We start from the raw sequence: 11,337 nt of genomic DNA, 5'->3' as shown, positions 1-11,337 counted from the left end.
AACGAACGCCGCAAATCACTTTGCCGCGCTCGACGAAAGGCACTGCATCCGCGATATCCCGTGTTGAGAAGATCCCGTGTCGTGAAGATAAGGCCCCGACGGAAACGGTAACGCTGCGTCCAGAGGCTGCTGGCGATTCCGGCGCGGCGTGAAGGCAGGACGGACCGATGGATTTTGCCGGTCTTTTTCGGCGGCGAGAGGCTCCGGGATAGCGAACGCTGATCCTGATACTCGACGCCACACGCTCGTCGGCATGATGTGCGCCAGAAGCGGCTCGACCGACGATCGGCCCGATGCGCATCGCCCCCGTGCAACGATCCGCACTCCTGCTTGCACCGCCCCGACGTTGGCGATAGCGCGAAGCATGGCCTCGCTTCCCCCCCGCGCGCACTCGCTCATCGGAGCGGCGATGACCGCGCGTCAGCAGGGAAGGACCGCGGACGAACGCCGCCTGCTCGACGAGGCGCTTCAGGCTGCACCAGACCACCCCCAAATCCTCAACGCCCGTGGTATGCGCGCCCTTGCGGATGAGGATCTCGACTTCGCCTTGCGCTGTTTTGCCGGTGCGGCCGCCGCCGATCCCGGCCAGCCCGTGCTGTGGATCAATCAGGCCACAGTGCACCGTGCGCGCGGCGCGGACGATGCCGAGCATGACAGTCTCGCGCGTGCGCTGTCGATCGATCGTCTCAACTTCACGGCGCATCTGCGGATGACCGAACTTCATCAGCGCCGCGGCGATATGATCGCGGCAGCGACGGGCTGGTCTGGCGTCGTCCAGATGGCCGCGGCGATGCCCGATCGCCCGCCGGCGATCGAGGACGCGCTGGCCCGCGGACGTGCGTTCCTGGCCGAACACACCGCTGCTCTCGGCCGTCAGATCGACACCGCGCTGGCCGGCTCCGCATCGCGACGGATGGCCGCCTGCGTCGATCACATGCTCGGTCGCCGCGCGATCTACACCAACCAGTGCACCGGGTTGCATTTCCCCTTCCTGCCTGCCGACGAGTTCTTCGACCGCGCGCTGTTTCCGTGGTTCGGCGATCTCGAAGCACGCGTTCCGGCAATCCGCGCCGAGGCACTCGCGCTCGTTGCCGACGGCATTCCCGCGATCCGCCCATATGTCCGCATGGACAGTGGTACGCCGCACAACCGCTGGACCGCGCTCGACAACAATCTCGATTGGAGCGCGTGTTTCCTCTGGGAATACGGGGTTCGCAATGACGAGGTCTGCGAACGCTGCCCCGAGACCGCCGCTGCGCTCGCCTCGGTTCCGCAGACCGACATCCCCGGCAAGGCGCCTACCGCGTTCTTCTCGATCCTGCGCCCGCATGCCCACATCCCCGCGCACACCGGCGTCACCAACACGCGGACCATCGTCCACCTGCCGCTCGTCGTCCCTGAGGATTGCCGCTTTCGCGTCGGCGGCGAGACGCGTGCATGGCGCGAAGGCGAGGCATTCGGGTTCGACGACACGATCGAGCACGAAGCCTGGAACGACAGCGACCATGCACGCATCGTGCTGATCTTCGATGTCTGGAACCCGCATCTCACCGTTGCGGAGCAGGCCATGCTGAAGGACGTATTTCGCATCACGGGGCAGGGGGGCGTCGCCCCCTGAGGTCGGCCAAACAGGGTGCTGCATGGCGATCTAGTCGTCGAGATCCGCTGCAAATATTCCCAGCTCGGGCCGACGCGCTCTCAACTCGGCTGCGTAGTTTCGCCATCGCCCCGACGATCGCTGGTGGAGCGGCTGGCGGACCTGCCACACGCTCGCGGTGCGCACCGTCGCCCGCGATTGCGTTGGCGACAGCACCCCGTCTTCCCATGGCAATCCGCAGAATTCGAGCAACGCGGCGATCGTCGGCTGTGGCGCACGGACGACGTCGTCATACGACACGTCGTGGATATCGCCTGGATACGAGGCCTGCCAATGCGCCATCAGCCGCCGATACTGACCATACCAATGCGCAATGTCGCCGAGCTGATGGCCATACGTAATGCTGTCGTCGAAATAGAGGAAATAGACAGACAGCATCGTATCGAGCGGTGCGCGGGTGGTGTGGACGATCCGCGCATTGGGGAACATCCGCTTGATCAGGCCGATGTGCAGGAAATTGTCGGGTCGCTTGTCGGTCAGCATCGCAGCGTCCGGATGTAGCGCGCGCGTTTCTGCTACATACTGTGCCGCAAGCATGCCGAACGCATCGTCGTCCATGGTTGTAAGCGCACCCGGATACCCGTCGATTGCCGCTGCCATTGCTGGAATGACGTCCAGCTCGCCACCCGCCGTCACTTGGCTGTGCCGCGCCAGGATCTGCTCGACCAGAGTCGACCCCGATCGGAACATCCCGCATACGAATACCGGTGCTTCACCGCGTGTCTTGCTGGAACTTGGTGGCAGGGCGATCAACGCATCGACCAACCGTTCATGCGCCGCACGGTCATAGCGCAGCGAGGGATGCGCGCCCGCCGCCGCCGCCCGATTGGCCTCGGCATATGCTGCGAACGCATCCGGATACGCACCCCCGGCGTCGAGCGCGCCACCCAGCGCAAACCCGATCTCCGTCCGTGCATCGACCGGTAACCGTGCATCCGCAAGCGCCGTGCGCAACCGCTCCGGAACCAACGCCGCGCGCCCCTCGAAGACGTCGATGGCCGCCTGTCGTGCCAGCGCTCGCCCGTTGCGCGGATCGATCGCCAACGCGTCGCCGTACACCGCGCGCGCGGCGCCGGCCTCGCCACGGTCCTCGAGCAAATTGCCCAGGTTCAATCGCGCTGCCACGAACCGCGGCGCGATCGCGATCGCGTTGCGCAGTTCCGCCTCTGCCTCATCGGTTCGCTCGAGAAATTCCGAGAGGATCATCGCGCGGTTCAGTCGCACCTCTTCGGGGCGCGCGATTCCGTGCTCGAGCGCGGTGGCATACGCCGCCACCGCCTCCTCGAACCGCCTCGCGCACCGCAATAGATACCCGAGATTATACCAGGAATCCGCGTCGCCGGGCGCCACCGCAAGCAGTGCGCCGTACGCGGCAATGCCGTCGTCAACTTGCCCGGCCCGCAGCGCCCGCACGGCCCGTGCCTTCAGTTCGGTTGTCGTCGTCACGGGTATGCGCGCACGTGCAGCGGGGTCGGGCGATCGATCATCCAGGCGTTTCTGGCCGAATACCCGGTGAATGGAAAGCGGCGCGAGATGTCGGATATGCGGTCTACGGCGCTGCGCCAATTCCGGGCAAGGTCGCCCGTAAGCGTTGAGACGGGAGGATCGTTGAGATTCGCTCGCGATCCTGAAAAAAATGGCTTTCAGATATCTGCTGCAGCGGAAAAGAAAGCAGCGTCTTCGAAGTGGGGTATTCTCTGATTTGATGGATAAGTTCGTCGGTGTACTGCGGCACCGATGATTATCATCAAGCTCCGCGTAGCTTCGTATAAATGCTCGATATAATCGGGAGGATGTCCGAGGGTCTCAAAATCTATTGCCCGGTACGCTGGACTCTATGCGTATGCCGTGCAACATTTCGACCATGCCGAAAGGGGAGCGAAATGCAGAGAACTATCCGGATCATAGTGGCGTTCGCCTTCGCTAGCGTTTCGGGCGCCGCGATGGCGGATCCCGGGCTGGTCGCCGCTCCACTTCGCGTTGCGACCGCACCGGACACGGTCGCCTCGGGCACCACCGCTCGCCCGGCACGCGGGGTGCCGGGAGGGGGCTATATTGCCGGCGGTATCCTGGCGGGGGTCGTCGGTGTTGCGGTGCTGCTTTTCAGTCAAGACGACGACGCCGACAGCAATTGATCTCGCGTCGCCGGCGTCGTCGTTCTCGACTGTTTGAGCGGCCTGCCGCTCGACGCTCGTCGCATCATATCGTGTTGCCGATAATTGCGCCCCGCCGATAGTTGCGCCCCGCCGATGGCCGCGGTTTCGACTGCTGGAATGCGCGCATACCCAGCCGGTCTGCATTGTCAGCCGGGTATGCCCCAATTGGCTTCGTCATCCGCCGCCTTTGCCGTGCGCACGAGGTGCTCGACATAGTTGCGGAAGATCGGGACCGTGAAGGTGACCAGCGTCGGTTCGCCCGCGGGTTCCTTGAACGTCAGCACGACGAAGCGGCCGCCGTCTTCGTCGAGAACCAAGCCGGCTTCCATTGCGCCGGGGCCGGTCGGGGTGATGATCGTTGCTGCCATGTGTACCTCGATGTCGCTTTCCACCCTGCATAGCTCAGCGGGGCGAGCGCACCAGTGGCAACGTCGCGTTAAGCGGCGCTTGCCACGGTTCGGTTCGATCCACGATCGTTCGCCGGCTGGATCGGTTGCGCAGCACCGGTAGCGGGCGTGAGCGCGCGTGCGGCCTGCAGACGGCGATAGTCGAAGTAGAGGGCGATCAGGGAAAACATGGAAACCTCGGGAGAAACATTGCTGCGTCGCAGCATCAATCCTCCACGTGGTCGTCCACCCGGCGGGGTGCAACTGCATTGTGTTCAACAGCGATTGCGCCAGACGGATGTACCCGCGCGTTCAGGCGAGCGTGGCTAGACCTGGCGGCGCAGCTCAAGCCGCCTTCGTCGTGACGCGGTCCCGCCGCAGGTCTCGAATTTCCTGTGCCGTGATCGGTCGATCGCGGCCTGCGCATTTGATGACGATCGCGTCGACATCGGTGCCGTCGTGCGCGTCGAAAGCCCCGATCATCTGTTCGAGCGATCCCGACGCGAGTTGCTCGTCGCCGCACGCTGTTCCGTCGTTCGAGGTGCTCGTCCGCAACAACGCGGCAGGCATGTTCCACATGGTTTTCAACACAATCACTGTCTCCGGCCCCCGGTAGGCGGCCGTGCTGGCGTGTCCGCGATCAAGCGTCCAGACTATGCCGGGCGCGGATGCGCTCGCTGCACTGGAGCGCGCGATGAATTGCGTTCGGGCGCTTCGTTCCGGAAAGCATGCGCGTTCCCGCACCCGGCGGTGGGAGAAGAGCGATCGGTGCGGGTGCGGTGGATCGTTCGTTCTCTACTGCCAACTTTGTCCCTTCAAGCCTGCGCAGGGCGATCATGCCGTGCGACGGCGAGGGCTGCGATCGCGGCTATGGCCAGCAATGCGGCGCTACTGAGAAACTCGGGCCCTGCGCCGATGGTGTCGTACACCGCGCCGCCGACCGTGGCGCCGAGCGTGATCGCCAACTGGACCACTGCGACCATCAGGCCACCGCCCGCTTCGGCATCGTCGGGCAGGGTTCGGGCGAGCCACGTCCACCAGCCGACCGGCGCCGCGGTTCCGGCAAAGCCCCACACCGCGAGCAGCGCTGCGGTCGCGGCTGTCGATGCCCCCGCCAGCGCGAGTCCAACCGCGGCCAATGCCATCGCCGCGGGCAGCAGCCAAAGCGTGAGGAAGAGGCGCTTGACGACGAACCGACCGATCACGACCGTGCCGACGAAGCCGGATGCGCCGACGATCAGCAGCATGACCGACAGCATCGTGACGCCGACGTGCGTGACCTGTTCGAGGAATGGCCGGAGATAGGTGAACAGGGCGAACTGCCCGACGAACAGCATGGCGACGGCGAACAGCCCGAGCAGGACCGCGCGGTTCCGCAGCAAACCGAGCATCGCGCGCGCCGATTGACGTTCGGCGACGGGCAGCTTCGGCAGCACGATCGCCTGCCAGACGAGTGCGGCGACCGCGACCGGTACCACGCAGAAGAATGCGCCACGCCAGCCGATCATGGTGCCGAGGAAACTGCCGAGCGGGGCGGCGAGTGCAGTCGCGAGCGCGGTGCCGCCGCTCATGATCGCCAGTGCCTTGCCCACCGCCTCCGCGGGGACAAGCCGGATCGCGATCGCCGCAGACATCGACCAAAACCCGCCGATCGCGGTGCCGAGCAGCGCGCGCCCCGTCATGAACACGAGGTAGCTCGGGGCAAACGCGACCATCGCCCCCGACACGATCAGCACCGCGATCAGCGCCAGCACGACGCGGCGCCGGTCGATGCGCCCGAGCACCACGGAGAGGCCGAGACTCGTGACCACCGCGAACACGCCCGAAATGGCGATCGCCTGTCCGGCCTGGCCCGCGGTCAGGCGCAGCGTCTCCGCGATCGGACTGAGCAGGCTGACGGGCAGGAATTCAGAGGCGACCAGCACGAAACTGCACAGCGCCATCGCGTAGACGGCGCCCCAATGCGCCGAGCGGGCGCCATCGGATGAGGTGTCGGATGTGTTCGCCGGGGCAGCAACGAGGGTGGCCATGCGGCAGTCCTTGTTCGATCTGGAATGTAGCCGAAGGATAATCATCGGCGGCCCGCGTTTTCGCTGGGTACTGACGGCCCCGTGTCGAGGCCGATACGTCCCAAATAGGGGAGTTCGACGGGTCGGACAATTTGCCGTGAAATTGATGCGATGATGAGTCTTGCTCATCATTCAATCGGCGTTGTTCGCGGTCGTCGAACCGTTCGGATGCGGTTTTGACGTCAGCTTGTCGTGTAAGGATCGACACGATGGTCTGGTCGTTCGACCTTCTTCACACCGTATCGGTGCAGAGTGCGGATCGCGTCTTCATGATAGTCGCGCCCCGTCGCGTGCCGCTGTTTTCACGCATCAGCCGGCAATTGATCATGAGTTGGCATGACCGGTAGTGATCAATCGAGACGGAGCATCGGCTGGTTTCGGGGCGCAGTGTGCAACAAGCAGATTCGACTTACCTCGTATTCGAGGACCATGGTCGGGCGTGAGATCAGGGAGTTTGACGGAAACGGCGTCGTCGAAGCTCATGGTATAGGGAGAGGAGACGGGCGACGAAACGCGAGGTGCTGGCCGAATGGGTGGGACGCGAGATCCTGCCGCATGAACGCGACCTTCGCGTTTGGCTGCGCCGTCGGCTGGTCGTTTCGGAGGACATGGAGGACATCGTGCAGGAATGTTACTGCCGGCTCGCGCAGCTTTCCGATGTCTCGCACATCACCTCGCCACGCGCCTATGTCTTCGTGATGGCGCGCAACCTGCTGAACACGCAACGTAAACGGACGCGCGTCGTCCGGATCGAATCGATGTCCGATGCACTGGCGGAAACGCTCGAAAGCGATTTGCCGTCGCCCGAGCGCGCGGTGGCGGCCCGGCACGAACTTGCGCGCGTTCGGGCCGCGCTGGCCAAGCTGTCGGAGCGCGCGCAACGTATATTCGTGATGCGCCGGGTCGACGGTCTCAGCCAGAAGCATATCGCCCACACGCTCGGCATCTCGGAGACCATCGTCGAGAACGAGGCCAGCCGGAGCCTGCGCGCGATCCTGAAGACGCTAACAGACCCGCCCGCGGAGAATGATTTCCTCCTGCCCAACGGAGAGACGCGTGTCCGATCGCGCTGAACAGACCGCAGCGTCATGGGCGCTGCGCCATCCGCTGGACCCCGGCCGGCAGCACGAGCTCGAGGCATGGCTGGCGAGCGACCCCCGTCATGCGGGGATGCTGTTGCGGGCAATGGCCGCGCTGAGCGCGCTCGATACTGCGCTGGCGCCTGCGCCGGACGATATCGCCGATGCGTTCGAAGCGCGCCCGGCTCGGCGTCGGATGTTGATCGGCATGGGCGGCGCGATCGCGGCGGCCGCGGTCGGACTGATCGGCTGGTCGAGCGTCACGAGCGAGCACGTGGCGACCGGACGCGGCGAGATCCGACGTCTGCCATTGGTCGATGGCTCGGTGGCGACGATCAACACCGACAGCGATCTGCGCGTCGCGTTCGTGAGCGACAGCCGCCGGGTCGTGCTCGATCGCGGACAGGCCTGGTTCCAGGTCGCCAAGGATCGCAAGCGTCCCTTCATCGTCGATGCCGGCATCGCGCAGGTGCGTGCGGTCGGCACCGCCTTTTCGGTCGATCGCAGCGAAAGCGGCGTGCAGGTGACGGTAACGGAGGGCGTCGTCGCCGTCTGGCCAAGCGGGGAGAGCGGCGCGCTGACGATCCTGCAGGCGGGGCAATATGCCAGTTTCCATGCCGGCGGCGTATCGCCCGAAGTGGGGACCGCGCCGGTGCAGATCACGCGCGCGCTGGCGTGGCGGAACGGCGAAATATCGCTCGAGAACGATACGCTGGGTCATGCGGTCGAGCAGTTCAACCGGTATAATCGCCAGCAACTGGTGGTCGTCGATCCGACACTTGCCCGCGAACGGCTGATCGGGCTGTTCCAGATCGACAAGCCGGAGGATTTTGCGGCGACGCTGGCCGCCTCGCTCGGCGTCGCGGTGACCGTTTCGCCCGATGAAATACGGATCGAGCGGACCAAACTGCCGACGCACTGACGGAAACCGCCGGTGTCAGGCTCTTATGGTGGAGAGCGCCGGAAACAGGCGCCTCCATATTAGGGGGATGCCGGGATGAGAATCGTACGGTCGTGGCTGTTCGGCGCAAGCGCCGCAGCAATTTGTTGTTCTGCCACCAGCGTCGAGGCAAGCGCGCAGACGCGCCGCTTCGACGTCCCGGCGCAACCCGCAAGCTCGGGCATCCTGTTGTTCGCGCATCAGGCGGGCATCCAGATCCTCGTTTCCACGCCGGTCGCCGCCGGGGTCACGACCAATCGCGTGCAGGGCGCGATGGACGTGTCCGCCGCGTTGAAGATGCTTCTCGCCGGTACGAACCTGGTTCCGGTCAAGACCGGCGGGGCGATCACGCTCAAGCGACGCCAACCTGTCGCGTCGCGGATCGCCCTCATGCCCGTCGTGGCGCAGCAGATCGCCGCGCCCGTGAATGAGATCGCGGCACCGCCGCAGCAGGAGCCCGCGGTCGTCTCTCCCACCACGGAGCAGGACATCGTCGTCACCGGTATCCGCGCCTCGTTGCAGGAGTCGATCAACGTCAAGCGCGCGGCGAGCAATATCGTCGACGTCATCACCGCACAGGACATCGGCAAGCTGCCCGACCAGAACGTCGCGGAATCGATGAGCCGGATCAGCGGCGTGCAGATCACGCGGCGCGAGGGCGACGGATCGACCTTCACCGTGCGCGGCATTTCGCAGAACCGGCTGGAGATCAACGGTCGTACGCTGCTGGGGCCGGGCGCGGGCGGCAACGCGTCGCTCGAATCGATCAGTCCGGAGATCATATCGAGTATCGTCGTCTCGAAGTCGCCGACCGCCGACATGCCTGAGGGCGCGCTGGGCGCGACAGTCAATCTGAAGACCAAGCGACCGCTCGATCTCGCCGATCTGGTCGTGAGCGGTCGGCTGCAAGGCGCCTATACCGATCAGGCGGATCATCGGGGCTATCGCGGGTCGGCGCTGGTCTCGAAGAATTTCAGCGATACGCTGGGGGTGCTCGCGAGTGCGGCCTATTCGAACACGCACACGCGCGGCTATTCGTTCGACTCCGGCGGCTGGTCGCGGACCAACAATATCGACGGCAATGGCGACGGGGTGAACGATCCCGGCCTGTTCCGGCCGAACCGCTTCATGGCGCGGATCTTCGACCGCGCGGAGCAGCGGCTGACACTCAACAGTTCGATCCAGTATCGTCCCGCCGACAAATGGGAGATCGTTCTCGACGGCACCTATTCGCGGCTGAAGCGCGAGCGGCAGAGCGCGAACTATCAGGTGCTGCTCAACGACAACGATGTCGGCGCGGTCGCGGACAAGGATGGCACGATCGTCAGCGGGACGTTCAACAACGTCATCGTCCGGCCGCTCGTCTACGACGAACCGACCGAATTCCGATCGACCAATCTCGGCGCCTCGACGAAGTACGACGGCGACATCGTCAAGGTCAGCGCGGATGCGTCCTACAGCAAGGGACGCGGCACCGATGGCGGGCCGGGGGCGTCGTTCACCTATGTCGTCGTGCCGCGCGCGGGACGGGTCGCCAGCGCCGCGATCGATTTCAGCAAGGGGAATTCGGTCCCGAACCTCGCATTGACGTCGAACTTCGACGTCAACGATCCCGCGCAATATCAGCTTGCGTCGGTGTTCGACGGCGACAACGTCACCAACAACACCGGGTATGACGGACGCGTCGATTTCACGATCCTGTCCAGATGGGGGCCGTTGCAATCGATCCAGGTCGGCAGTCGCTACGAGAAGATCCAATTCTATTCGGAGACCCCGCAAAGCCTGCCTTCCGCCGCGAGCCTGGTCGGGAAACACGATCGCAATGGCGACGGGATCATCACCGTCGATGAACTCCCGGGGCTCGACTATAACGGCAGGCAGGGCAGCTTCTTCCCCGGGGTGGGCGGAGATTTCCCGCGCGATATCCTCGGCGGCACGGTCGACAAGAATGTTGCACGCGATGCCTTCGGGCTGCCGGTGCCGCGCGCCGATGCCATCCCGTTCGGGCGGGTATCGATCAAGGACGTCGAACAGGACACGCTCGCCTTCTACGCACGCGCCAATGTCGCCGGGACGATCGGTAGCTTGCCGCTCGCCGGCAATGCCGGCGTGCGCTACATCACGTTCGAACGGATATCGTCCGGGTACCTTTCGGACACGCAGCCGACGCTGGCGAAATCGCGGTTCGACTATTGGTTGCCGAGCGCCAACGCCTCGCTCGACCTGCGCAACAACCTGATTTTTCGGCTGGCAGCGGCCAAGGTGGTGGCGCGCCCCAATCTGAACGATGTCGGGGTCAGCTTCGTGCCCCTGCTGGTCTCGCGTACCGGATCGCGCGGCAATCCGACGCTGCGTCCGTTCGAGGCGACGCAATATGACGCCACGCTCGAATGGTATTTCGCGCCGTCCAGCGCGCTGACGGTTGCCGGCTTCTACAAGAACGTCGATTCCTTCACGATCAACGTCACGCAGAGCGAGTTCATCGGCGGACTCTCCGACCAGATCGAGCCCAGCACCGGGCAACCTTACGGACTGTTCCAGATCACCCAACCGATCAACGGGTCTTCGGGCAAGATCAAGGGGTTCGAGGTCGCGTTTCAACAGTCGCTGCGGTTTCTCCCGGCTCCGTTCGACAATCTCGGTGTCCAGGCCAATTATACCCATGTCGACAGCAAGACGCCGCTGATCGACGAAGCGACGAAGACCGCGCGGCCACTGCCCGGGCTTTCGAAGAACAGCTACAATCTGATCGGGTTCTACGAGGACAAGACGTTCATGCTGCGGGTCGCCTATATCCGGCGCAGCAAGTATCTGATCGGCCAGGGTGGCGCGAACTCGGGGGGCAGCCCCTACGCCGCGGCACGGGGGCAGCTCGACATGTCCGGGCAGGTCAATTTGACCAAGACCGTCAGGCTGACGATCGAAGGGATCAACCTGACGCGCGAGGTCGATCGGCAATATCTGCAGACGCCGCAACGCCTGTTCTACTCGGCGCGTGAGGACCGCCGCGTGTTCTTCGGCGTCGCGGCAACGTTTTGAGGATGAGCCCC

Annotated in this window: 10 protein-coding genes; 5 read left to right on the top strand and 5 right to left on the bottom strand. The window is 64.7% G+C overall.

The window, feature by feature from the left end; all coding sequences use genetic code 11:
• Positions 1 to 364: 364 nt before the first annotated feature.
• Positions 365 to 1,618: an aspartyl/asparaginyl beta-hydroxylase domain-containing protein gene (locus IFT67_RS14025; protein WP_192238850.1), complete on the top strand. Its 1,254-nt coding sequence runs from the start codon at positions 365 to 367 to the stop codon at positions 1,616 to 1,618.
• Between the two features lie 30 nt (positions 1,619 to 1,648).
• On the opposite strand, the gene IFT67_RS14020 is transcribed toward IFT67_RS14025, so the two are convergent.
• The gene (locus IFT67_RS14020) at positions 1,649 to 3,103 is read right to left on the bottom strand and encodes a sulfotransferase (protein ID WP_192238849.1); all 1,455 of its coding nucleotides are present in this window, start codon (positions 3,101 to 3,103) and stop codon (positions 1,649 to 1,651) included.
• Between the two features lie 437 nt (positions 3,104 to 3,540).
• On the opposite strand from IFT67_RS14020, the gene IFT67_RS14015 reads away from it, so the two are divergent.
• The gene (locus IFT67_RS14015) at positions 3,541 to 3,792 is read left to right on the top strand and encodes a hypothetical protein (RefSeq protein ID WP_192238848.1); all 252 of its coding nucleotides are present in this window, start codon (positions 3,541 to 3,543) and stop codon (positions 3,790 to 3,792) included.
• Between the two features lie 167 nt (positions 3,793 to 3,959).
• On the opposite strand, the gene IFT67_RS14010 is transcribed toward IFT67_RS14015, so the two are convergent.
• The 4 genes from IFT67_RS14010 to IFT67_RS13995 all read right to left on the bottom strand — a co-directional run bounded on the left by IFT67_RS14010 (position 3,960) and on the right by IFT67_RS13995 (position 6,229).
• Positions 3,960 to 4,181, bottom strand: a complete 222-nt coding sequence (locus IFT67_RS14010; protein ID WP_146168603.1) for a hypothetical protein — start codon at positions 4,179 to 4,181, stop codon at positions 3,960 to 3,962.
• Positions 4,182 to 4,249: 68 nt separating this feature from the next.
• On the bottom strand, positions 4,250 to 4,426 hold the full coding sequence (locus IFT67_RS14005; RefSeq protein ID WP_192238847.1) for a hypothetical protein: 177 nt from the start codon (positions 4,424 to 4,426) through the stop codon (positions 4,250 to 4,252).
• 118 nt (positions 4,427 to 4,544) lie between these two features.
• The gene (locus IFT67_RS14000; protein WP_192238846.1) at positions 4,545 to 4,790 is read right to left on the bottom strand and encodes a hypothetical protein; all 246 of its coding nucleotides are present in this window, start codon (positions 4,788 to 4,790) and stop codon (positions 4,545 to 4,547) included.
• A 224-nt stretch (positions 4,791 to 5,014) separates the two neighbouring features.
• On the bottom strand, positions 5,015 to 6,229 hold the full coding sequence (locus IFT67_RS13995; RefSeq protein WP_192238845.1) for an MFS transporter: 1,215 nt from the start codon (positions 6,227 to 6,229) through the stop codon (positions 5,015 to 5,017).
• Positions 6,230 to 6,786: 557 nt separating this feature from the next.
• On the opposite strand from IFT67_RS13995, the gene IFT67_RS13990 reads away from it, so the two are divergent.
• The 3 genes from IFT67_RS13990 to IFT67_RS13980 all read left to right on the top strand — a co-directional run bounded on the left by IFT67_RS13990 (position 6,787) and on the right by IFT67_RS13980 (position 11,326).
• Positions 6,787 to 7,341, top strand: a complete 555-nt coding sequence (locus IFT67_RS13990) for an RNA polymerase sigma factor (protein ID WP_342450624.1) — start codon at positions 6,787 to 6,789, stop codon at positions 7,339 to 7,341.
• On the top strand, positions 7,325 to 8,269 hold the full coding sequence (locus IFT67_RS13985) for a FecR domain-containing protein (protein ID WP_192238844.1): 945 nt from the start codon (positions 7,325 to 7,327) through the stop codon (positions 8,267 to 8,269). Before IFT67_RS13990 ends, IFT67_RS13985 begins: the two co-directional genes overlap by 17 nt.
• A 75-nt stretch (positions 8,270 to 8,344) precedes the next feature.
• Complete coding sequence (locus IFT67_RS13980) at positions 8,345 to 11,326, top strand: TonB-dependent receptor (RefSeq protein ID WP_192238843.1); 2,982 nt, start codon at positions 8,345 to 8,347, stop codon at positions 11,324 to 11,326.
• Positions 11,327 to 11,337: the final 11 nt, after the last annotated feature.

Source organism: Sphingomonas sp. CFBP 13728 (assembly GCF_014841895.1).
Taxonomy (GTDB): domain Bacteria; phylum Pseudomonadota; class Alphaproteobacteria; order Sphingomonadales; family Sphingomonadaceae; genus Sphingomonas.
Note: the sequence above shows the minus strand (reverse complement) of the source record. Positions and strands in the feature narration are given on the sequence as shown.

What these genes read in the sequence shown, in the direction of transcription:
- IFT67_RS14025 (WP_192238850.1), top strand. Translation starts at nt 365, where the DNA reads ATGGCCTCGCTTCCCCCCCGCGCGCACTCGCTCATCGGAGCGGCGATG.
- IFT67_RS14015 (WP_192238848.1), top strand. Translation starts at nt 3,541, where the DNA reads ATGCAGAGAACTATCCGGATCATAGTGGCGTTCGCCTTCGCTAGCGTT.
- IFT67_RS14010 (WP_146168603.1), bottom strand. Translation starts at nt 4,181, where the DNA reads ATGGCAGCAACGATCATCACCCCGACCGGCCCCGGCGCAATGGAAGCC.
- IFT67_RS14005 (WP_192238847.1), bottom strand. Translation starts at nt 4,426, where the DNA reads ATGCTGCGACGCAGCAATGTTTCTCCCGAGGTTTCCATGTTTTCCCTG.
- IFT67_RS13995 (WP_192238845.1), bottom strand. Translation starts at nt 6,229, where the DNA reads ATGGCCACCCTCGTTGCTGCCCCGGCGAACACATCCGACACCTCATCC.
- IFT67_RS13980 (WP_192238843.1), top strand. Translation starts at nt 8,345, where the DNA reads ATGAGAATCGTACGGTCGTGGCTGTTCGGCGCAAGCGCCGCAGCAATT.